Here is a 21,376-nt window from a genome sequence, read left to right as displayed (position 1 = left end):
GCACGGATCTTTCCTAGGCCGTGCCCCTTTCGATCTGACGTGCCAAAACCTTTAAATCATCCCGGCTAGGCGCGATACTCTCTAACTTCGGAGCAATGTTGTCACGTGGCGACACAACTGAGGTGATCATCAGCGACGCCGCAAAATGAAATGCGGGCACAGTTGAAAAATACCATCGAGGGTTTTATATTGTCAACAAAAAAACCAGGAAGAGGCACATCCGGAATGGAGCTTAAGCTTCCTCTTGCCGGCATTCGCATCGAAGAGATTAGGCGTCAGAACTTATTTTGGATTATTAATCATGAATTTGGTGGGCTCAGCGTCAACCTTTCAAAAGCACTAGATCTTCAGCCTTCGCAGATTTCTCGGGTTTTTAACTCAAACCCTAAGAACCACCGAAATGTGGGCCGAAACTTGGCGAAGCGCATCGAGGAGCTAACAGGAAGGCCCGATGGATGGATGGACCTGATTCATGACTTTGTCGACTACTCGACAACCGATCAACGTCCAAAACAAGCGGCCCGCGGCCCAAAACCTGCTGCAGGCTCTTCCAACGTCCAGCCGTTCGATTGTCAACTTCGGCCAGTGCCGATTATTCCCTGGGATATGGCGGAGGCATGGACACTGAACAACGGAGGTATAGGCATGTTGGCTCAGGAAAAACTTCTATGCCCGGTGCCGTGTAGCACCAAGACCTTTGCTATGCGAGTGCGCGGCGTCACAATGGAACCCTTGTTCAACGAACAGGAATACATATTTGTCGATCCCGACAGAAAGCCCGAGCACGGAAGGTTTGTGGTTGCCAAATCCAGCAAACACAGCCAAGTCATGCTGCGACAACTGATTGTTGAAGCAGGACGCCTTTATCTGAAAGCCAGCAATCCGACGTGGCCCACCCCCTTTGTCGATCTCGATGAGAACACACGCATACTTGGCGTAGTGATTTTCAAAGGGGAGCCCGTTTGAATCCGACTCCTCACGTACTTTAAAGCTCCTGCGAGTTGACGCCACTGCAGACTACCCCAATTGCAATAAAGTCTTACGCGTCAAACGATCACCTCAGCGCAAGCTAAGTCGCCTAGCCCGCCTAGGAGGGCACTTTTTGGCTCACACCGGATAAAGGTATCCAATAGAACGAAATTAAAAGCCTATTCTCGTTGACATAAACACCATTAAGGTATTTTAATGCGTTCGACCCTCCAGTTCCGTCAACAACGGCACAGGAATTCAGAATGGAAACCACGACCGAACCATTGCTTTGGAGCATCGTTGAAACAGCACGTCAATTGGGAGGACTTTCGACCCGAACGGTACGGAGAATGATTGATCGAGGCGACATTCCCGCAGTTAAGGTGGGTCGCACCGTCCGTGTTCCCGCGCACTCTGTGCGGTCTTGGATAGAAAGCCAACTGCAGTCCCGGCATAATAATCAGTGCGCGGGGGATGTGCGGCAGGAGAAAAGCACATGCCATACAAACGTAAAGATAGTCCGATTTGGTGGGCATCCTACGCCGACCCGAGCGGCAAGAGAGTTAGACGCTCTACTGGAACGTCGGACCGAAAGGAAGCCGACGCCTTAGAAGCAAAATGGAAGTTGGAGACCTACAGACTTAAGCAGTGGAATGAGCAACCGGCAAGGACATTTGATGAGCTAATGCTCGCCTATCTGATGGCGACGGACACCAAAAAGAGTCACCTAAAGGACCTACAGCGCACCACCAGACTAAGGGGATTTTTTGGTGGACGTACCATGGACGATCTGGGACCGACAGACGTTCGAGGCTATATCGCATCTCGAAAAGCACTGGTGTCTAATTCTACAGTCAATAGGGAATTGGCTCTGTTGTCCAGCGCCATTAACTGGGCTAGGAAAGAGTGTGAGTGGGATATTCCCAATCCGGTATCGGGTCGAAAACTCAAGGAACCAGAAGGGCGCGTTAGGTGGTTAACACCAGAGGATGCTGGACGCCTCATTCAAGCTGCCAGTGAACTCCGAAAGGCTCCTCACCTAAGCGCGTTTATTCGCCTTGCTCTGAATACCGGGTGTCGCAGCCAAGAGATACTCGGGCTTGAATGGCGGCGCGTGGACCTTGGGGCACGTCTTATAGTCTTGGAAGCTGAACATACGAAATCTAACCGTCGACGTTCAGTACCGCTAAACGATGAAGCGTTCCGGGTTATTTTAGAGCGCGCAAGATTTCGTGCTCAACATTGCCCAGATAGTCAGTGGGTATTCTGCAATCGCTTTGGCGAGAGACTTGGGAGCCTGAAAAAGGGATTCTGGCGAGCGTGTGAGCTAACAGGGATAAGCGATTTTCGGATCCATGATCTTCGCCATACGTGCGCAGCATGGTTAGTGTCCGCCGGCGTACCTCTGACAGAAGTGCGCGACCTTCTTGGGCACAGCACCGTAAAAATGACGGAGCGTTATGCTCACCTTGCTCCCGAAAACATCCGTGCGGCGGTAGCCGTGCTGGATGGGTTGTCACAATCTGGTCACGCAACCCAGAAAGCGAGAAAGAAAAAGGAGTTACGCGCCGCGTAACCCCTTGTTATAAATTGATAAAATGGTGGGCCCTCAAGGACTTGAACCTTGGACCAAGGGATTATGAGTCCCCTGCTCTAACCAACTGAGCTAAGGGCCCGAAACATTACTCCAGATCAAGGAAGCTCTTGAGTTGCTCCGAGCGGGAAGGATGGCGCAGCTTGCGCAGTGCCTTGGCCTCGATCTGGCGGATGCGCTCGCGGGTCACGTCGAACTGCTTGCCTACCTCTTCCAGAGTGTGGTCGGTGTTCATGTCGATGCCGAATCGCATGCGCAGCACCTTCGCTTCGCGCGCGGTCAAACCCGCGAGCACCTGTTGGGTGGTCTCCCGCAGACCGGCCACCGTAGCCGACTCGACCGGCGACATGACCCGCGAATCCTCGATGAAGTCCCCCAAGTGGGAGTCCTCGTCGTCACCGATCGGCGTTTCCATAGAGATCGGTTCCTTGGCGATTTTGAGAACTTTGCGTACCTTATCTTCCGGCATTTCCATGCGTTCCGCCAGCTCCTCGGGGGTAGGCTCGCGCCCCATTTCCTGCAACATCTGCCGGGAAATACGGTTCAGCTTGTTGATCGTCTCGATCATGTGCACGGGAATGCGGATGGTGCGCGCCTGATCGGCAATCGAACGCGTGATCGCCTGGCGAATCCACCAGGTCGCATAGGTAGAAAACTTGTAACCGCGGCGATACTCGAATTTGTCCACCGCCTTCATGAGGCCGATGTTACCTTCCTGAATCAGGTCAAGGAACTGCAGACCGCGGTTCGTGTACTTCTTCGCGATGGAGATCACCAAACGCAAGTTTGCCTCGATCATTTCCTTCTTGGCAAGGCGTGCCTGGGTCTCACCCACGGACATGCGCCGGTAGATTTCCTTGATCTCGCCGATGCTGAGGCTGTTCTCCTTTTCGATCTGCGCAAGACGCTGCTGCGCGCGGCGGATGTCGTCAGCATGAACTGCCAAGGTCTGCGTATACTCGGACGTAGTCGCCAACTGGGTATCCAGCCAGTCACCCTGCGCCTCCGAGCCTATAAAGGTCTTGAGAAACTCGGCGCGGGGCATTCTCGACCTGTGCACCGCCAGTTCCATGATGATGCGCTCCTGCTCGCGCACACGCTCCACCGCCGAGTGGAGGATGTCCGTCAGTTCCTTGAAGAACTGGGGGGTCTTCTTGAACTCCAGGAAACTCTCGGCCAGCGCATCGTAGGCTTTCTGCGCGCGCTCGTGATGGCAGCCGTACTTGTGCTGCGCATTGATGGCGGTCTTGTATTGCTTCTTGAAGACCTCAAGCTTCTCCCGCACCATCTCGGGATCCGGACCGCTCTCGGCCTCCTCCAGAAGCTCGGTATCGGATTCTTCATCCAGCACCACGCCGTCAGAGGCATTGGGATCGAAGAAATCGGAGATCAGGTCGGACAAGCGGATTTCGCCCGTCTCGATGCGGTCGAAGGCCTTGATGAAATGCTCCATGGAGGCGGAAAAGCGCACCAACTCCCGCGCAGCCTGGTTCAAACCCTCCTCGATGCGTTTGGCGATGCTCAGCTCGCCTTCGCGCGTCAGCAGTTCCACGGTGCCCATTTCGCGCATGTACATGCGCACGGGGTCGGTGGTGCGCCCCAATTCGGCGTCGACGGATGCCAGGGCGGCCGCCACCTCGGCGGCTTCGTCCTCGTCATCGTCGGTCACGACGGCGGCGTCTTGAATCAGGTCGGTATCGGGCGCGTCCTCATGCACTTCGATGCCCATGTCGTTGATCATCCCGATGATATCTTCCATCTGCTCGGGGTCCACAATGTCGCTGGGCAAATGGTCGTTCACTTCCGAATAAGTGAGAAAACCTTGCATCTTGCCTTTGGCAATGAGTTCTTTGAGCTGGGACTGCTGCTGTTCTTGATTCATCAACTGACTCGCGCCTGTACTGATTTACCGTAAAACGGAACCTTATATGATACCTTATAAATCCCGATCAGCAATCCCTGATATCATCGGTCGGCTAGGAGCGCTTTCATTTCCTCAAGTTCCTCGGCGCTCAATTTTGTTTGCTCGACCTTGCTCAATAGCGCATCCAGCCTGTCTTTTTGCTCCTGCTTCAAGACTTTCCGAAGCGCGTCACCGAACTCTGCTTCGACACCTTCCGGCGGGATCATGGCGTCCCAGACCAGCAGCGCCTTGACCTGATTTTCCTCCGCGTCGCCACGGAACCGCTCGACTATGCCGCCGGCGGTGATATCCGGCTTTTCATTTATGAGGGCGAGCAATTTGGAAATCAAGGTGCCGCCTTTCTCAAGCCGCACCAAACTGGTTCGGGCAGGGTCATCGATTTGGCTGACTAGGGATGGGCGCTGCAACAGCAGAGCCACCAAGACGCGGAGGGCGGAGGGCCGGGTCCGCTCAGTCCGACCCAGTCCGGGCTTCCGCTCAAGCTTAGTCGATTTTGAACCGATCGGGACTTGACTGCGGCCAGCGAGGTCACCCAGGCGCTCGTACATCATGTCGCGATAAACACTCTCCGGCAGCTTCTCCAACAGGGGCTTGGCCTCCCCGATCAGGGCGGCCCGCCCTTCCATGGCACCCAGCTCATGGCGCTCCGCCAGTTGCGCAAAAAAATAGTCCGAGAGCGGTGCCGCGGCATCCATGCGTCTCTCAAACTCCGCCTTGCCCTCCGCCTGAACCAGACTATCGGGATCCTGACCATCCGGCAGCATCAGAAAACGTACCGAGCGGCCCTCACGCATGGCCGGCAGCGATGCATCCAGCGCCTTCCAGGCGGCGCTGTGGCCGGCCCGGTCGCCATCAAAGCAAAAGATGACCTCACGGCAGAAACGAAACAGAGTCTTGACGTGCTCTGCCGAGGTGGCGGTGCCCAATGTCGCGACCGCGTTGATGACGCCGGCCTGGGCCAGGGAAATCACGTCCATGTAACCCTCCGCCACGAGGATGCGTTCGGGCTTGCGCAGCGCGGCCAGCAGCTCGTGCAGACCGTAGAGCTCACGGTGCTTGACGAACACAGCGGTCTCCGGCGAGTTGAGATATTTCGGCGTACCCTCGCCCAGAACGCGCCCGCCGAAGGCAATGACGCGGCCGCGCCGGTCACGGATGGGAAACATGATGCGATCGCGGAAGCGGTCATAGATGCCGCCCTGCTCATTACGTATCGCAAGCCCCGCCGCGAGAAGCTGCTCCGGGGAGCCCAGGTTTTCAGGCAGGCTACGCCAGCCAGGTGGCGCGTAACCAACCAGAAATCGGCGGGCAGTTTCACCTTCGAGTCCACGCTCTTTCAGATAGGCCACGGCCCGCTCACCTCCGGGGTGAGCGCGCAACTGCGCGGCGTAAAACCGGGCGGCCTTTTCCTGAACCTCATAAAGCCCCTGCAGCGCCGGCCCTTGCTCTTCTTGCCTGACTCCCCTCCCCTCGCTCTCTACCGGAACCGACAGGCCTGCGGAATCCGCCAGCCACTCCACCGCCTCGACGAAGGAAAGCCGGTCGTACTCCATCAGGAAATTGATTGCGTTGCCATGGGCGCCGCAACCAAAGCAGTGGTAGAACTGCTTTTCGCGGCTGACACTGAAGCTTGGTGTCTTTTCCGAATGGAATGGGCAACGGGCGCTGTAATTGGCGCCAGATCTTTTTAGGGGGATGCGCGCATCGATGAGGTCGACCAAGTCGATACGCGCAACGAGATCTTCGATAAAGGCGCGCGGGATCTTACCGGCCATCGCGCCTAGGCAGGCAGCACTCAGAAGAACGGCACGTTGCCGTCACCGAAAAGGACAGAATCACCCCAGCATGGCTTTGATACGCGCACTGACCGCTGCCATATCTGCGCGCCCTTGCATCTGCGGTTTCAACAGCGCCATGACCTTGCCCATATCGCCGATGGCGGACGCGCACGTCTCCGCCACGGCGGATCGGATCAGGGCATCGATTTCCGCGTCGCTGAGTGCTTGAGGCAGATAATCCTGGATCACGGCCACTTCGGCGGCTTCCACATCGGCCAGGTCGTTTCGGCCTGCCTTGGTGTACTGCGCGATGGACTCGCGGCGCTGCTTCACCATCTTGTCCAGCACCGCCAGCACCTGAGCGTCGTCCAGTTGGATGCGCTCATCCACCTCGCGTTGCTTGATGGCGGCCATGATCAGGCGGATCACGCCCAACCGGTCCTTCTCTCCGGCCTTCATGGCGGACTTCATATCGTCCTGTATGCGTTGTTTAAGCGACATGTCACTCATGACTCACATCCGCTCGACGCAGGGGAATCAGGGCGTAGGACGGCCCTTGCGCAAGTTCTGCAGGGCAAAGCGCTCTCGGGAAAGTTTCTTCAGGTGACGCTTGACTGCCGCGGCGGCCTTGCGCTTACGCTCTTCGGTGGGCTTCTCGTAAAACTCTCTGCGGCGAACCTCGGACAAAACCCCGGCTTTCTCGCAGGCACGTTTGAAGCGGCGAATAGCGATTTCGAAAGGCTCGTTCTCACGGATTCTGATGGACGGCATGTAACTTCCCGATAAATAACTGAAAAAATTTCTACGCACCCCAATTTGGGGCTACCCTGATAATCAAACCCGCGATTATACTCGCCTCCATTCATAAAGCAAAAGCAGAAACCACCATGAAAGTGCTGGGCATCGAGACATCCTGCGACGAAACCGGGGTCGCCCTCTACGACTCCGAACAAGGCCTCCTGGCACATACCCTCTACAGCCAGGTGGCGATCCATGCCGAGTACGGAGGGGTGGTGCCGGAACTGGCCTCGCGCGACCATATCCGCAAGTTGGTCCCGCTCCTGCGATCCTTGTTGTCCGATTCACAGACCCGACGCGAGGAGATCGACGCCATCGCATACACGGCGGGTCCCGGTCTCATCGGCGCGCTGATGGTAGGCGCTTCCGTGGCGCGCAGCCTCGCCTGGGCCTGGGGTATTCGCGCCATGCCGGTGCACCACATGGAAGGGCATTTGCTCGCTCCCCTCCTCGAGCCCGATCCGCCGCCGTTTCCCTTCATCGCCCTGCTGGTATCGGGCGGCCACACGCTGCTGGTACGGGTGGATGGAATCGGTGCCTATCAGACACTGGGCGAATCGGTGGACGACGCCGCCGGGGAAGCCTTCGACAAGACCGCGAAAATGCTGGGCCTGGGCTATCCCGGGGGCCCCGCCCTGGCCAGGCTGGCCGAGGGGGGCACTCCGGGGCGCTTTGTTTTTCCTCGCCCAATGACCGACCGGCCGGGGCTGGACTTCAGCTTCAGCGGCCTCAAGACCCACACCCTCACCACCCTGGCGCAGTCTCCGGGCACAGCGCATGACAAGGCCGATGTAGCCCATGCCTTCCAGGAAGCCGTGGTGGACACACTGCTGATCAAATGCCGACGCGCGCTGAAGCAGACGGGGCTGAAGCGACTGGTGGCGGCCGGCGGAGTCAGCGCGAACCGGCTGATGCGCGAGAAACTGGAACGGGCGGGCGCGCAGGACGGATTCACCGTCCACTTCCCGCGCATGGAGTTTTGCACCGACAACGGAGCCATGATCGCCTTCGCCGGCTGTCAGCGGCTGCTCGGCGAACAATCGGCGCAAGCCGATGTCTTCGTGCGGCCGCGTTGGCCGTTGGACGAACTCAGTCCGCCTTGACCGATTCAGCGGCCGATGCGGGACTCCTCGCCGCGCCGGATGCGCGCAATGTTTTCACGGTGGCGCCAGATCAGCAAGGCGCTCATCAGGACCGTCGCCGAAACCAGCGGCAAGCCCCCCAGCCACCAGCCCACATACACCGGCGCCAGAGCCGCCGCGATCAGGGCCGACAGCGACGACATCCGGGAGAAGTAGGCCACCACCAGCCAGGTGACGAGCACGGCAGTGCCGGTGACCCAGGAGTATCCCAGCAGCACGCCCAAGGCGGTGGCTACGCCCTTGCCGCCACGGAAACCGAAGAACACGGGATACAAATGCCCGAGGAAGGCCGCGACGCCCGCCGCCGCCAGAATTTCCACCGGCGCGTCCAGGCCCTTGGCCACGAGCAAGGGTATCAACCCCTTGAACATGTCTCCCAAGAGGGTGATGACGGCGGCCTTCTTGCCGCCCAGTCGCAGCACGTTGGTGGCGCCGGGATTTTTCGAACCCTCCTCGCGGGGGTCCGGAAGCTGCAGCAAGCGGCTCACGATGACGGCGCTGGAGAGCGATCCCAGCAGGTAGGCGAACGGGACCAGAAACCACTGCAGCATGCGTCAAATCTCTTACGTAAAGTTGAAGTGCGCCGGAGTTCTGTGATACCAATTTCAAACAGACCAAACCGACCGGATAGATGATGGACATTATATTTCTGCGGGGCCTACAGATCGAGACAGTCATCGGCATCTATGACTGGGAACGCAAGATCAGGCAGACCGTCGTGCTCGACCTGGAGATGGCCTGCGACATCCGCAAGGCCGCCGCTTCCGACGCGATCGAGGACACCCTGGACTACAAGGCCGTCTCCAAGAGCATAATCAGCTTCGTGGAAGGCAGTTCTTTTTTTCTGGTGGAAACGCTGGCGGAACGCATCTGCGATATTTTGATCTCGGATTTCAAGGTGCCCTGGGTGCGGCTGACCCTGAACAAGAAGGGTGCCATCAGCGGCGCAAGCGACGTGGGCATCATCATCGAGCGGGGCGAGAGAACCTGCCATGGTTGAGGTTTACCTCAGCATCGGCAGCAACGTGGATAGGGACATCCATATCCCCGGCGCGCTCGCGGACCTGGAAGACATCTTCGGCGCGCTGAGCGTTTCCGGCGTCTACGAAAGCGAGGCGGTCGGATTTGAGGGAGACCCGTTCTACAACCTGGTGGTGGGGTTTCGCACCGAGTTGCCGGTACAACAGGTTGCGGCCAGGCTGTCAGAGATCGAGGACCGTCACGGCCGCACCCGCGATGCGAAGAAATTCGCGCCGCGAACCCTGGATATCGACCTAATCCTCTACGGCGATCTGGTCCTGCGGGAAGGTAAGCTGAACCTCCCCCGCCCTGAGCTGTCGGAGTATGCGTTCATGCTGGAACCGTTGGCGGAAATCGCACCAAATCTGGTGCACCCGGTGCTGGGCCGAACCTGCGGCGAGCTATGGGCGGATTACGACAAGTCCCAGTCGCGGCAGCAGAAAGTCACGCCCCCTTGGCTCGTGCGCCGAAATCAAACCGAGAAACCGACATGACCTCCCCCATCTATGACTTCAAGACCCGGACATTGGACGGCAAGGACCTGGACCTGGCGCAATTCAAGGGCAAGGTGCTGCTGATCGTGAATACCGCCAGCCAATGCGGCTTTACCCCCCAATACGCCGGCCTCGAGGCCATGCACCGCAAGTACAAGTATCGGGGCCTCGTGGTCCTGGGCTTTCCCTGCAACCAGTTCGGCGGCCAGGAGCCCGGCAGCAGCGCCCAGATTGCCGAGTTCTGCGACAGCCATTACGGCGTGAGTTTCACCCTCTCGGAGAAAGTGGAGGTGAACGGCAGCAACGCCCACCCCCTGTTCCAATATCTCACCCGGACCAAGGCGGGCGTGCTGGGAACCGAGGCCATCAAGTGGAACTTCACCAAATTTCTGGTGGACCGCCAAGGCGAGGTGATCGGCCGCTATGGATCCGTGACCACGCCAGAGAGCATGGAGCCCGATATCGAAAGCGCCCTCGGACCGGCCTAGTCCAAGGGCTTTCCCGGAACCGGCGCGCCCAGCTCGGTGCTCGCCTGCATGGATGTCCACAACGGATAGAATGCCGCCTCGGTGGCAGCCGTGAACGGCAGCACGAAGGCTGCCACGGAGCGCTCCGCCAGGCCAGGGGGAGCGGCCATGGCGAAGTCCCTGCGTAGAGTTTCCCGGTCGTCGGCCAGCAAAGCCGCCTGCAGACGGGTATCGTGAAAGGCCATAGGTGGCGCTTCCCCGCCGCCGGAGCCAGGCGCGGCGCAGGCCGAGACTAGCCCGGCCAGCAATACACCCGGTACCGGCCTCAGGCACCTCACTTCGCCGCTCCGTAATACGCCGCCAACTGCTTGATCTCGGTGTCACTCAGTTTGCCGGCGATCAAGCGCATCCTGGAGTAGATGTCATTGGCCCGCGCACCGCTCTTGTAGGCGAGCAGGGTTCTTTCCAGATAGGCGGTCTTCTGGCCCGCCAGGCGCGGCACGTCCACCGGTTCGCCCTGTCCGCTGGAACCATGGCAGCTGATGCAGGGCGGCTCCATGCGCCGCCCGTCGCCCTCGGCCACGATACCGGTCGGATCGTCCACGGCTCCGCTGCCGCTGCGCGGCGACTGCCCGGCATACCAGGCCGCCAGGTCGGCCAGGTCCTGATCGCTGAGCCCTTGGGCCATGGGTCCCATCACCGCATCCTGGCGGCTGCCCTCGCGGTAGTCATGCAACTGACGGTACAGATAGGTGGCCAGTTGCCCCTCCAGGCTGGGAAACTCGCTTTCCGCGTTGTGACAGCCCGCGCAGGTGGCGGCCAGTTCCTTGCCATGACCGGCATTGCCTTGCTTGACGAAGCGGATCTGCTCCGGTGTCCAGGCGACCCGGCTGGATGGCGCCGCCAGCAGGCCCGCTGAAATTCCCAACCCCAATCCCAAGAGAAAAACGCGTTTCATGCTAGTACCCCCAGGCGGTCGGGTCGTAGGTTTTCATGAAGAAGAACTGGGCGATGGGAATGCCGTAGCTCAGCACCATCAACGCCAGGATCAAATAGTTCCACACGGTAAAGCTGTTCAGCCAGGGCGGAACCGCTGCGGTATCCGGCGCGTCCACCGCCCTGTCATCGGTCGCCTCTGCGGCGACGCCCTCCACCTGAGTCTTGTAGAGGATATACACATACAGGCAGGCCGAGGCCAGCAGCACCAGTCCACCCAGGATCATGGCCAACTCATAGGGATCCCAGGCGAGGGTCAGCACACTGTTGTAATGCACGCTGGAAATGCGACGCGGCTGGCCGAGCAAGCCCAGCACATGCCAGGGCGTGGTCATGATCACCATGCCGATGAACCAGCTCCACAACTGCACCAGAGCCAGTTCCTTGGAGAACAGCGCCTTGCCGCAGAGCTTGGGCCAGATGGCATAGCCCAGGGCCAGGTACATGATGATCGTGGTACCGGCAAAGATCAGGTGAAAGTGACCCGGCACCCACGCCGTATTGTGCACCATGGCGTTCATGGCGTAGCTGGCGTTGACGATGCCGCCGAAACCGCCGAGCAACAGCATCAGCAAAGAGAGGATGGCCGCCAGCACCATGGGGTTTTTCCAGGGCAGCGCGCCGATCCAGCCGAACAGGCCCTTGCCCCCCGCCTTACGCCCCGCCATCTCCAGCGAGGCAATCACGGTGAAACCCGTGAGCAGCGTCGGCACGGCCACGGCGAAGGTTCCCACCATGTGCAGGAATTTCCAGCCGGCCGCCTGCTCCGGATCCATGTAGAGGTGGTGAAACCCGATGGGCAGGCCGAACACCAGAATCAAGAGGAAGGCCAGCCGCGCCAGTTCGTCGCTGAACAGCTTGCTCCCGGCCGCCTGCGGCACATAGCAGTACAAGGCGGTGTAGGCCGGAATCAGCCAGAAGTACACGATGGGATGCAGCGTCCAGGCAAACAGCGTGCGCGCCAGGCCCACGTCGATGGTCTCCACCAGCCCCAGCGACCAGGGCAGGAGCAGGAACACCGCTTCCAGGGCGACACCGGCGCTGGTCCACAGCCACAGGATGGCATTGGTGGCGGTGGCGAACATGGGCAAGGGCACCGACTCACCGGGGTGCGCCTTCTTCCAGCGCACGGTCATGACGATCATGATGGCACACCAGAACCAGGACCCCACCACCAGCAGGGTGGCGCCGATGTAAAACAGGGCGTTGGCCTGTACCGGCGGATAAAAGGTGTACAGCACCGAAGCCTTGCCCAGCAGCAGCGGAATAGCCGCGAGCACGGTGCCGCCCAGGGAGATGCCGAAACCGGCCCAGGCCAGGGGCATGTTCCAGATGGGCTCCTTGAGACTGGCAGAAGCCGTGTAATAGCCGAAGCCCATGATGAAGAACGTGGTCAGCACGAAGCCCATGAGGACGCCGTGGGTGCTGACCGACGCGAAGTACACCGCGGGAGACTGGATGAACGAGACCAGGCCGCTGCGCTCCAGCACCTGGTACATGCCAAACACACAAGCCAGGGCGAAGGCCCCGAAGGCCACCCAGGCATTGAACAAACTCAGTTTCTTGGTCGCCGCGTCGATCATGGCTGCTTACCTCCGGTGGTGGGCGCGTGCCAGTTCTCCTGGGCAACGACGGTCATCTTGCTCCACATGTGATCATGACCCAGGCCGCAATATTCGTTGCACAGCAAGGGGTACTCGCCGGGCTTGGGGAACACGGTAGTGATCTCGGAGACGAAACCCGGAACCACCATGGTGCTCATGTTCGTCATGGGGATGTGCACGCCGTGCAGCACGTCCATGCTGGCGAGGCGGAAGCGGATCGTCTTTTGCGCGGGAATCTCGAATTCACGCGGGTAGAAACCGTAGCGGCCGGCCACCAGGCGCACCTGCACGCTGCCGTCCGCCAGCAATTCCGGCTGCACGCCCAGCTTGTCCTCGGCGAACTCCTCGCTCAGGTGCAGGGATGCGGAATCGATGGTCTCCACATGGCTCGGAGGATGGATGCCGCGAACCACGGCGGTGAAGAAAATCGCGGCGACGAACAAGGCCACCATGCCCAGCGCCACGTACAACCATTTCCTTTCAAGAATATCTATATGCATGGCGTCTTCTCTGTCATTGATTTCGGGGTATGGGCGCCACGAAGCCTTGGCGCGCCACCGTGCGCCGCCGATTCATGGGCTCGTAGATACCGTTGCGGAACCGGGCAAACCCGCCTCAGCTCACGGAACCCCGTGGCAGGAAGACACCAAAATAGAGGAACAGCCAGCCCGCCGTCATACCCAAGGCGGCCAGACACAACAAGACCCACGTACCGACAGGGGGCGTGTTCTCCCCTGCCTCGTCAGCATGTTCATTTGACATAGGACCTCTCCGGAAAGACCGTTATTTTTATGATGAAACCGGCGACATATCAGCCTGTCGCCGCGTAGATGTCAAGAGCCGTGCAAGCCTGGCCTACTGCGCGGGTATCAGCCCCCTTCAGGTGGCGGACCGGACCCATGGTTGCGGGCGACTCTCGCGGGCGTAACGCCGAAATAGCGGGTGAACGCAGTACTGAAATTGCTGGCATGGGCATAGCCCACCTGCGCCGCGACGATGTGTATGGGACAACGGCTGGATACCAGGGTTTGATACGCGCTCTCCATGCGGAACTGCAGCAGCAGACCGTAGGGCGTCTGACCGAAGAAATAATGGAACAACTGCTTCAATTTGAAGGTGTTGGTGCCCACGCGCCGCGCCAGATCGCCTACTGAAGGCGGAGCCTGCAACTCCTGCTCAAGAATGGCGCGAGCCTGGCGCGCCATGTCCCTGTCCCGTACGGTGAAGCGCGCGACACTGGCCCTCCCCGCCAACAAAGGCTCCAGTTCCGCTGCCAGCAAGCTGAGCGCCTGCCCGTGCAGGAACAAGTGATCGAGGGGAGCGGCCCGATCCCTGGCTAGGATCTGGCGCGCAACCAAGCCGGTTGAGGCCGAGGAGGGCCTGAACCCCAGCACGCTGACTCTGCCGCCGGAGAACAACGGCCCCAGCGCGGCATCGCCAAAATACCGGCTCAACCTGGCCGAGTCATGGAAAACCGCAGTTGCGTCACTGCGCGATTCGCCTCGTACTGCCGCTCGCCGACACTGGAATTGAAGGCGGTGATGGTGGCATAGGCTTCACGGAAATCCACGTTCTCGCCAGCGGCACCGGCAAAGCGAGATCGCCCGGCGAGCCCGAGGGTCAGGACCAGGCGCGGTTCGCCCTCGTCGATACGGCTGGCGATGGCGAAATCACGTGCCGGGACATAGCGCGTCTCGAAGAAGCTCAGGCCCGCGTCGAGCTGGGTCAGGCTTGTCGAACCCTCCCCTACGCCCTCCATGAGGGACTGGCGCAGCGTCTGGCCCACGCGGTCCAGCGGCAGATCCTCGGAGCTGATGCACCAACGACGACTCACGAACGGCAACCTCTCTCGCCACCTGCAGGCAAAAACTCCGTTTAGCATAGAAAGGAATACCTATTCCATACAAGCACCTATGGCGAGCCAACGGATTGCAGCCGAAACTTGGCAGCCTGGGGCGCGCGGTTCCGGCCATGACGTGGCCTTACCGTAAGCCGGGGGTCGCGGCGTCCCGCATCGGTATTCAATAAGATCCAAAGCACCTGTCCGGAGAGATTATGACCAGAAACACGAACCCGCCCCGCCTGGCCAGAGCCCTGCTCGGCTGCCTGCTGCTTTCAGGCGGCTGCGGCAACCTGCTCGCTCATGAAGGGGAAGACCACGCCAGCGACAACCAAAAGACGGAGAAGCCGGCCCCTTGCCAGGTCCTGGCCGCCGATCGTCTGTTCGATGGGGTCAGCCTGCAAACCGAAATGACCGTCTTGCTGAAAAAGGACAAGGTCGTCAAAGTCGGTACCTTCAAAGAACTGAAGAAGAGTTGCAAGAAGCGCATCGACCTGGGCGACGCTACCCTCATGCCGGGGTTCATCGAACTTCACGGGCATGTGGCCTACCAGAACGTCCCCCGGGATGTGATCCTGCGCCACGGTGTCACCACGGCGCGCGACGTAGGAGGCCCTTTGTTGGCGCCCACGGGCGGGGACGGCCGCCTGCGCCTGCTGACCGCGGGCCCCATCATCACCGGCAAGGGCGGCTATCCCAGCCCGGTCTTTACCGGTGACGTATCCGCCGAGATCGCCACCGCCGACGAGGCCAAGACCCTGGTGCAAAGCCTGGTTGCCGGCGGCGCCAACATCATCAAGCTCGGACTGGAACCGGGCGGTGAAGTGGGCGCGCCCTGGACCACGGGACATACGCCCAGCACCGAGCCCCCCTGGCCGATGCCCTCCCAGGAGGTCGTGCAAGCGGTGGTGGACGAGGCGCATCGCCTGGGCAAGAAGGTGACCGCCCACGCCGGCGAGGCCCAGGGCCTGGCACTGGCCATCGACGCCGGGGTTGACGAACTGGCGCACGTGCCTTGCGACTTCATTCCGACGACACCCCGCGACCTGTTGCAGGAAGCCGTGGACAAGGACATCCGCTTCCTCTCCACGGTCGACACCTTCTCCCACTGCCAGGGTACCCACGAAAACCTGCATCGACTGGTCCACCTGGGCGCCAAGCTGCACTATGCCGCCGAAATCGCCCACACCGAGATACCCTGGGGCATCGATGCCCAGGAACTGCACAGCCTGTTGCACGTCTACATGACCGTGAACCCGAGTGCCGATGTGGGTGAACTGGTGCTAAAGCTGTTCCAGTCCGCCACCTCCGAGGCCGGCAAGGTACTGGAACTGGGCCCGGAAGGGGGACTGGACAAGCTCGGCACCCTCACGCCTGGCGCGCCAGCCGATGTGATCGCAGTGCGTGGCAACGCCTTTACCCAGTTCAAGCCCATGGAGTATCCGGACCTGGTGATTTCAGGCGGCCGGGTGATACATAACCTGTTCTGACGCCTTCCCCGCGAAGGGAACCCAGCAAAAAGGCGGCCATCAGGCCGCCTTTTCTCGTGGACATTGTCCCGACATGAAGCGTCAGGCCTGATGAGGCAGACGCGCCCGTCATATCTCGACCCACACCCCCAGTTCCATCACGCTCGCCGTCGGGATCTTGAAGAAAGACCTTGGGCTGACGGCATTGCGGAACATGGAAATGAACAGCCGCGCCAGCCAGGGATGCATGTCCGGCTCGCGGGTTAGAATCAGGGATTCGCGCCCGATGAAATAGATGGCCTCGCTCAATTCCACCGGCAGGCCGCGCCGCACCGCCAGATTGAGCGCCCTGGGTATGTCCGGATGCTGCATGAAACCGTAGTTGACGGTTATGCGATAGAAGCCCTGGCCGAGGTCCTCCACGTCCAGCCGTGACTCGAAGGAAAGGTACGGCACGTCCTCCACATTCACCGTCATCAGGATGACGGTTTCATGCAGCACCTTGTTGTTGGAGAAATTCTGCAGCAGCGGAAAGGGCAGGCTCAGATGACGCGAAGTCATGAACACGGCGGTTCCCGGCACACGGATGGGCGGCATGCTGCGTATCGTGTCGAGAAACACCGTCAGTGAAATCGCGGCGCGCTGCAGGTGCTGCATCAGGAGTTCCCTGCCGCGCCGCCAGGCATGCATGGCAAGAAAGAGCACGGCTCCCGTTAACAAGGGAAACCAGCCGCCGTGGGGAATCTTGGGCACATTGGCCGCCAGAAAGGCCAAGTCCACCAGGGCGAAGGAACCCATCAACGAGGCCACGGCAAGGGGCTTCCAGTGCCAGACATCCAGGGCGATGACCGAGGCGAGCAGGGTGTCGATAGTCATCGCCCCGGTCACGGCGATGCCATAAGCCGAAGCCAGGTTGGAGGAACTGCCGAAGCCGATCACCAGCCCGATCACGCCCACCATCAGAAAGCCGTTCACCGAGGGCACGAAGATCTGCCCGATCTCCGAAGTGGAGGTATGCACCAGGCGCTGGCGCGGCAAATAATCCAGTTGTATGGCCTGCCGCGTGATGGAAAAGGCACCGGAAATCACTGCCTGGGAGGCAATCACGGTGGCCAGCGTCGACAGCCCGATCATGGGATAAAGCCCCCAGGACGGCACCAGCAGGTAAAAGGGATTTTGAATGGCCCCCGGGTCGCGCAGAATCAAGGCGCCCTGCCCCATGTAATTGACCACCAGTGCCGGAAACACCAGCACGAACCAGGAAAAGCGGATCGGATTGCGCCCGAAGTGCCCCATGTCGGCATACAGCGCCTCGGCACCGGTGATCGCCAGCACCACCGTTCCCAGCGCCAGAAAGCCGTGCCACTGGTTCTCCATGAAAAAATGCAGGCCGTAACGCGGGTCCAGCGCCCACCAGATATGCTCGTCCTGCTGCAGGCTGTTCCATCCCAGCAGGTACAAACACAGGAACCAAACGATCATCACCGGTCCGAAGAAGGCGCCGACTTTGGCAGTCCCCTTGCTCTGGATGTAAAAGAGCCCGAACAGGATCAGCACAGCCAGGGGCACCACGAAGTGACTCAGCGCGGGAGCAGCCACATTCAGGCCTTCCACGGCGCTGAGCACGGAAATGGCCGGCGTGATCAGGCCGTCTCCATAGAACAGGGCGGTCCCGAACAGGCCGATCAAGCCGATCAAGTTACGCTGCGCGCGGCGGTGCCGGTGGCGCAGGGCCAGGGCGATGAGGGCCATGATGCCCCCTTCTCCCCGATTGTCGGCACGCATGACAAAAGAGATGTACTTGAGGGAGATGACGCTCATCAGCGCCCAGAAGATCAGGGACAGGACGCCGTAAACATTCGCGGGAGACACCGCCAGGGCGTGGGGGCCGTAGAAGACCTCCTTGAGCGTGTACAGCGGACTGGTGCCGACGTCGCCGTACACGACCCCCACCGCGCCGACGCAGAGGGGCAGAAAGCCGGCTTTTTTGCCTTCGCGGTGCTCCATCGGACTCCAGTGCCGTCAGCGGCAAGGCCGCCACGGGGACCCGTGGCGAATGCCTTATATCGGGCTATGGTATCAGCGCGAGTATCCCGGCGCTGGCTGACTGCTACCTTCCAAGTCGCCGAAGCCGGTCAGGCGCCGTCTGAATTCGTTGGTAACCCGAGTGCCGTCGGAGCGCCTCTCCAGGGTACGCGGGGTGATCAGAACCACCAGTTCCGTGCGCTCCTTGCGCTTAACTGTCGTACTGAACAACCAACCGATATAGGGAATCTTGGACAAAATCGGAATGCCACTGACATCGTCGGACTCCTTGTCCTGAATGAGGCCCCCCAATGCGAGCGCCTCGCCGTTCGGCACCGCCACGGAACTGTGAATCTTGCGTTGCGCAAACTGAAACGTATCGACGCCGTTGACCTGCACCTTGGACGGCGTGCTAATTTCCTGCATCACGTCCATGATCACCAGTCCGCCGGCATTGACCCTCGGCTTGATGCGCAACGATGTGCCGCTTTCCTGATATTGAAGAGTACTGGTCAATGTCGTGGTCGTGGCCCCTGGCAGTACGTTACTTGCCGTGGCCGTAGGCGTTGGCACCTTATCGCCCACGTTGATCTGAGCCTCCTGGTTGTTGAGCACCATCAGAGAAGGCGATGACAGAATATTGATCTTGTTGTCTTTCGCCAGCAGATTTAGCTGGACTCTAATATTCTTCGAAGCATTCACCAGCGAGTAGGTAAAGCCACCGGCAGCCGCTGTGGCAATGGCCCCAATTTCGCTTCCCTGAGCCCAGCCAGATTCGCCCTGTTCGAAATACCATTTCAAGCCGTACTGCAGATCACCGGTCAGCGCCACTTCCACCACGGTCGCGTCAATGAGCACCTGCATGGGCATGACATCCAGTTCTTTGATGACGGACTCGATCTCCTTGTAATCCGCCGGTTTGGCGAAAATGATGAGGGCATTATTGGCCGGGTCGGCCACCACGCGGATGTTGTTGCCCAGGTCCATGGCCGCGGCCCCCCCGCGTCCACCGGCGCGGCGGCCCGCGCTGCCGCTACCGCCTCCGCTACCGAATCCGCCGCCGCCAAATCCCCCGCCGGAGGAGGAACTGCTGCTGCCGAAGCCGCCCCGGCTGGAACCGGTGCTGCTGGAACCAAAACCGCTACCCGAGGTAGAGGAAGACGAACCACCAAAGGAGGAACTGGATCCGCCATCGGAGCCGAAGCTGTCACCGCTATCCGAAAAGCCGCCACCGCTGCCACCGAAAGAACCGCTTCCCCCGCCGAATGAACTGCTGCTGCCGCCGAAAGACGAACCACTGCCACTCCCGATCCCTCCGCTACCTGAACCGAAGGAGCCGCTTCCGGAACCAAAGGATCCGCTGCCAATGGATGCGCCGCTCATGCCCGGGGCCACCGATGCGCGCGGACCGCCAGAGCGGCCTCCAGCGCCGAAGATTTGGCCCAGGGTATTGGCCAATTCCAGGGCATCCACGTTCTGCACCCGGTAGACATGCATATTGCCGCTCTTGTCCGTAGTGTAACGATCCAGGCGCTCCACCCAGGTTTCCACTTCATCCAGATAACGGGGCTGCGGGCTCACCGCCATCACTGCGTTCAGCCTCTCGATGGGCAAAAGGCGCAGCATGCCCGCCATGGGCCCCTTACTGCCGCTGCCCAGCAGACTCTCCAGTTCGCCGGATATCGTCGCCGCATCCACGTTCTTCAATGGAAAAATGGCGACCGACATGCCGCGCATGAAGTCCACGTCGAAGATGCGGATGGTGTCCATGACGCTGGCCAACTCGTCGGAACTGCCCGCGAGCAGCAGCAGGTTGCGCACCTCATCGGCCCGGATCACGGACTTGGGCGGCATCAGCGGCTCGATCACCTTCTGCATTTCCTGCACGCTGACATAGCGCAGAGGCACCACCCGCAACTGATAGCCGGGCGGCAAATCACCGGAAAGCCCCAGCCGCGCCCCCGGCGCGTTGATGGTGCCGACCACCTCGGGTTCAATCTTGTACAGCGAACCTTCCTTGATGAGCACCGCGCCGTTCATGCGCAGCAGCATTTCCAGGGTGGGGATCAGTTCGTCGTCGGCCAGGGGACGGGCGGTCTGAAGGCTCACCTTGCCCGCCACCTTGGGGCTCAGCACGTAATTGACCTTCAAGGTATCGCCGAGTATGACCTTGGATACCTCGCCCAGGTCGGCGTCATCGAAATTCAGCGTGTACTTGCCTTCGCGCTCGGGGCGGCCACGGCCGCCGCCCAGGACAGTCGATTCGCCGCTCTCCGCTGATCCGTAACTCCGCTCCGCTTCACCGGGAGAACCATAAGTGCGCCCCCGAGCGGGATAGTATTCCTTTTCCCTTGGCTTCTGGACTTTGGAGACATCCTCGTCCGCCGACTTCGGCTCTTCCTTAACCGGTTGAATCTTCACCGAATCCGGTGGCCGGTAAGGCTTGGAGAAGGCCCCCATGTACTCGCAACCCGTGGTCCCCAGCGCGAGCAGGACCGCTGCCGCGATCGCGCCATGCCCGGACCGGCGCATGGATATCCAACCCGGCTTATTCTTCTTGCTCATCGCTACCCTCATCCACTTCGCTACTGTCGTCAGTATTCTCTTCGCCGCTACCGTCGTCGGAATTATCGGCCTCGTCATTGCCAGTCTGATCGGAACCGTCCGCATCTTCCGGCGGCGGCTGCCCGGGACCCCTGATCTGTGCCTTGCCGCTCGGCGGCTTCTGGCCTGGAGGCGGCGCAACCTTGGGTTTCGGCTTGAGCAGGGGCAGTTCCTTCTGGTCGCTGCCCTGGGTCATCACCACCCGATCCTCACGCACTTCCTGGAGCTTCCAGCCATCCACCAGATTGTTCTTGCGCACGCGCCGGTATTTACCCTTCTCGTCCACGAACAGCGCTGTCTTTTCCTTGGGCGTGAATACCACACCCATCAGCTTCAAATTGAGCGGCAGCTGCTCCGCCGGAGCTTCCTCGGCCGCTGGCTGCTCCTCCTCCGGGGGCGGACGCCGCCCCTCCATGAACAAAGGCCGCTGTATCATTTCGGCATATTGCTCGAGGCTGGGGAGGCTATTGTCGATGGCGGGAGACTCTGCGCCCTGGGGATTGACGGATTCCTTCACCGCCAGCCGGGCCTTCAGATCCGAACGTTGTCCCTGGAAATACAGCCATTCCACCAGCAGCACCAGCACCAGCACCAGGCTGGCGCCCAGCATCACGAGGGCAGGACCGTAGTCTCGATAGAGTTTCCCCATGCC

The 21,376-nt window shown here is 60.4% G+C and carries 23 protein-coding genes and 1 tRNA gene; 8 read left to right on the top strand and 16 right to left on the bottom strand.

Annotated elements, in window-relative coordinates; translation table 11 throughout:
* Positions 1 to 162 precede the first annotated feature (162 nt).
* From EK23_RS09460 to EK23_RS22460, 3 genes are all read left to right on the top strand, one after another.
* The gene (locus EK23_RS09460) at positions 163 to 966 is read left to right on the top strand and encodes a S24 family peptidase (protein ID WP_158002481.1); all 804 of its coding nucleotides are present in this window, start codon (positions 163 to 165) and stop codon (positions 964 to 966) included.
* A 266-nt stretch (positions 967 to 1,232) separates the two neighbouring features.
* The gene (locus EK23_RS24675) at positions 1,233 to 1,580 is read left to right on the top strand and encodes a helix-turn-helix domain-containing protein (RefSeq protein ID WP_082054071.1); all 348 of its coding nucleotides are present in this window, start codon (positions 1,233 to 1,235) and stop codon (positions 1,578 to 1,580) included.
* Positions 1,466 to 2,545, top strand: a complete 1,080-nt coding sequence (locus tag EK23_RS22460) for a tyrosine-type recombinase/integrase (protein ID WP_082054070.1) — start codon at positions 1,466 to 1,468, stop codon at positions 2,543 to 2,545. The genes EK23_RS24675 and EK23_RS22460 overlap by 115 nt, the downstream gene beginning before the upstream one ends.
* A 23-nt stretch (positions 2,546 to 2,568) precedes the next feature.
* Here EK23_RS22460 and EK23_RS09455 read toward each other — a convergent pair.
* The 5 genes from EK23_RS09455 to rpsU all read right to left on the bottom strand — a co-directional run bounded on the left by EK23_RS09455 (position 2,569) and on the right by rpsU (position 7,036).
* Positions 2,569 to 2,645 (bottom strand) — tRNA-Ile (locus EK23_RS09455).
* 6 nt (positions 2,646 to 2,651) lie between these two features.
* On the bottom strand, positions 2,652 to 4,445 hold the full coding sequence (gene rpoD / locus EK23_RS09450) for an RNA polymerase sigma factor RpoD (protein ID WP_045225094.1): 1,794 nt from the start codon (positions 4,443 to 4,445) through the stop codon (positions 2,652 to 2,654).
* Between the two features lie 83 nt (positions 4,446 to 4,528).
* The gene (dnaG, locus tag EK23_RS09445) at positions 4,529 to 6,262 is read right to left on the bottom strand and encodes a DNA primase (protein WP_045225093.1); all 1,734 of its coding nucleotides are present in this window, start codon (positions 6,260 to 6,262) and stop codon (positions 4,529 to 4,531) included.
* Positions 6,263 to 6,322: 60 nt separating this feature from the next.
* Positions 6,323 to 6,775, bottom strand: a complete 453-nt coding sequence (locus tag EK23_RS09440; protein ID WP_097990929.1) for a GatB/YqeY domain-containing protein — start codon at positions 6,773 to 6,775, stop codon at positions 6,323 to 6,325.
* A 27-nt stretch (positions 6,776 to 6,802) separates the two neighbouring features.
* Complete coding sequence (rpsU, locus tag EK23_RS09435) at positions 6,803 to 7,036, bottom strand: 30S ribosomal protein S21 (protein ID WP_045225091.1); 234 nt, start codon at positions 7,034 to 7,036, stop codon at positions 6,803 to 6,805.
* 116 nt (positions 7,037 to 7,152) lie between these two features.
* On the opposite strand from rpsU, the gene tsaD reads away from it, so the two are divergent.
* Positions 7,153 to 8,166 (top strand): tRNA (adenosine(37)-N6)-threonylcarbamoyltransferase complex transferase subunit TsaD, encoded by a 1,014-nt coding sequence (tsaD, locus tag EK23_RS09430; protein WP_045225090.1) that lies wholly within the window; start codon positions 7,153 to 7,155, stop codon positions 8,164 to 8,166.
* Between the two features lie 5 nt (positions 8,167 to 8,171).
* On the opposite strand, the gene plsY is transcribed toward tsaD, so the two are convergent.
* Entirely contained in the window at positions 8,172 to 8,756 is a 585-nt protein-coding gene (plsY, locus tag EK23_RS09425) for a glycerol-3-phosphate 1-O-acyltransferase PlsY (protein ID WP_045225089.1), read from the bottom strand.
* Between the two features lie 83 nt (positions 8,757 to 8,839).
* On the opposite strand from plsY, the gene folB reads away from it, so the two are divergent.
* The 3 genes from folB to EK23_RS09410 are packed head-to-tail and all read left to right on the top strand — an operon-like array spanning position 8,840 to position 10,207.
* The gene (gene folB, locus EK23_RS09420; RefSeq protein ID WP_045225155.1) at positions 8,840 to 9,205 is read left to right on the top strand and encodes a dihydroneopterin aldolase; all 366 of its coding nucleotides are present in this window, start codon (positions 8,840 to 8,842) and stop codon (positions 9,203 to 9,205) included.
* Positions 9,198 to 9,719 (top strand): 2-amino-4-hydroxy-6-hydroxymethyldihydropteridine diphosphokinase, encoded by a 522-nt coding sequence (gene folK, locus EK23_RS09415; protein ID WP_045225088.1) that lies wholly within the window; start codon positions 9,198 to 9,200, stop codon positions 9,717 to 9,719. The genes folB and folK overlap by 8 nt, the downstream gene beginning before the upstream one ends.
* Positions 9,716 to 10,207, top strand: coding sequence for a glutathione peroxidase (locus EK23_RS09410; RefSeq protein ID WP_045225087.1), 492 nt, complete (start codon positions 9,716 to 9,718; stop codon positions 10,205 to 10,207). Before folK ends, EK23_RS09410 begins: the two co-directional genes overlap by 4 nt.
* On the opposite strand, the gene EK23_RS09405 is transcribed toward EK23_RS09410, so the two are convergent.
* From EK23_RS09405 to EK23_RS21660, 7 genes are all read right to left on the bottom strand, one after another.
* Entirely contained in the window at positions 10,204 to 10,524 is a 321-nt protein-coding gene (locus EK23_RS09405) for a hypothetical protein (protein WP_145998614.1), read from the bottom strand. The two genes, EK23_RS09410 and EK23_RS09405, sit on opposite strands and share 4 nt — an antisense overlap.
* Positions 10,521 to 11,144, bottom strand: coding sequence for a c-type cytochrome (locus tag EK23_RS09400; RefSeq protein ID WP_045225085.1), 624 nt, complete (start codon positions 11,142 to 11,144; stop codon positions 10,521 to 10,523). The genes EK23_RS09405 and EK23_RS09400 overlap by 4 nt, the downstream gene beginning before the upstream one ends.
* Before the next feature lies 1 nt (position 11,145).
* The gene (locus EK23_RS09395) at positions 11,146 to 12,765 is read right to left on the bottom strand and encodes a b(o/a)3-type cytochrome-c oxidase subunit 1 (RefSeq protein WP_045225084.1); all 1,620 of its coding nucleotides are present in this window, start codon (positions 12,763 to 12,765) and stop codon (positions 11,146 to 11,148) included.
* A complete protein-coding gene (locus tag EK23_RS09390) occupies positions 12,762 to 13,286 on the bottom strand; it encodes a cupredoxin domain-containing protein (protein ID WP_045225083.1) in 525 nt (174 codons plus the stop codon). The genes EK23_RS09395 and EK23_RS09390 overlap by 4 nt, the downstream gene beginning before the upstream one ends.
* Positions 13,287 to 13,401: 115 nt before the next feature.
* On the bottom strand, positions 13,402 to 13,548 hold the full coding sequence (locus tag EK23_RS23915) for a hypothetical protein (protein ID WP_200892131.1): 147 nt from the start codon (positions 13,546 to 13,548) through the stop codon (positions 13,402 to 13,404).
* Between the two features lie 107 nt (positions 13,549 to 13,655).
* Complete coding sequence (locus tag EK23_RS21665) at positions 13,656 to 14,240, bottom strand: helix-turn-helix domain-containing protein (protein ID WP_052808073.1); 585 nt, start codon at positions 14,238 to 14,240, stop codon at positions 13,656 to 13,658.
* Positions 14,237 to 14,620, bottom strand: a complete 384-nt coding sequence (locus EK23_RS21660; protein ID WP_145998613.1) for a hypothetical protein — start codon at positions 14,618 to 14,620, stop codon at positions 14,237 to 14,239. Before EK23_RS21660 ends, EK23_RS21665 begins: the two co-directional genes overlap by 4 nt.
* 221 nt (positions 14,621 to 14,841) lie before the next feature.
* Between EK23_RS21660 and EK23_RS09380 the strand changes: the two genes are divergently transcribed.
* Positions 14,842 to 16,116 (top strand): amidohydrolase family protein, encoded by a 1,275-nt coding sequence (locus EK23_RS09380; RefSeq protein ID WP_052808071.1) that lies wholly within the window; start codon positions 14,842 to 14,844, stop codon positions 16,114 to 16,116.
* A 108-nt stretch (positions 16,117 to 16,224) separates the two neighbouring features.
* Here EK23_RS09380 and EK23_RS09375 read toward each other — a convergent pair whose 3' ends face one another.
* The 3 genes from EK23_RS09375 to EK23_RS09365 all read right to left on the bottom strand — a co-directional run bounded on the left by EK23_RS09375 (position 16,225) and on the right by EK23_RS09365 (position 21,373).
* Positions 16,225 to 18,102, bottom strand: coding sequence for a potassium transporter Kup (locus tag EK23_RS09375; protein ID WP_045225082.1), 1,878 nt, complete (start codon positions 18,100 to 18,102; stop codon positions 16,225 to 16,227).
* Positions 18,103 to 18,174: 72 nt separating this feature from the next.
* Positions 18,175 to 20,685 carry a type II secretion system secretin GspD gene (gspD, locus tag EK23_RS09370; RefSeq protein ID WP_235281973.1) on the bottom strand — a complete coding sequence of 837 codons (2,511 nt, stop codon included), beginning with the start codon at positions 20,683 to 20,685 and terminating at the stop codon, positions 18,175 to 18,177.
* Complete coding sequence (locus tag EK23_RS09365) at positions 20,669 to 21,373, bottom strand: type II secretion system protein N (RefSeq protein ID WP_082054069.1); 705 nt, start codon at positions 21,371 to 21,373, stop codon at positions 20,669 to 20,671. The genes gspD and EK23_RS09365 overlap by 17 nt, the downstream gene beginning before the upstream one ends.
* Positions 21,374 to 21,376: the final 3 nt, after the last annotated feature.

Source organism: Methyloterricola oryzae (genome assembly GCF_000934725.1).
In the GTDB taxonomy this organism is placed as follows: Bacteria; Pseudomonadota; Gammaproteobacteria; order Methylococcales; family Methylococcaceae; genus Methyloterricola; species Methyloterricola oryzae.
The sequence above is the reverse complement of the archived record's forward strand: the minus strand, read 5'-3'. Positions and strand labels throughout refer to the sequence as shown.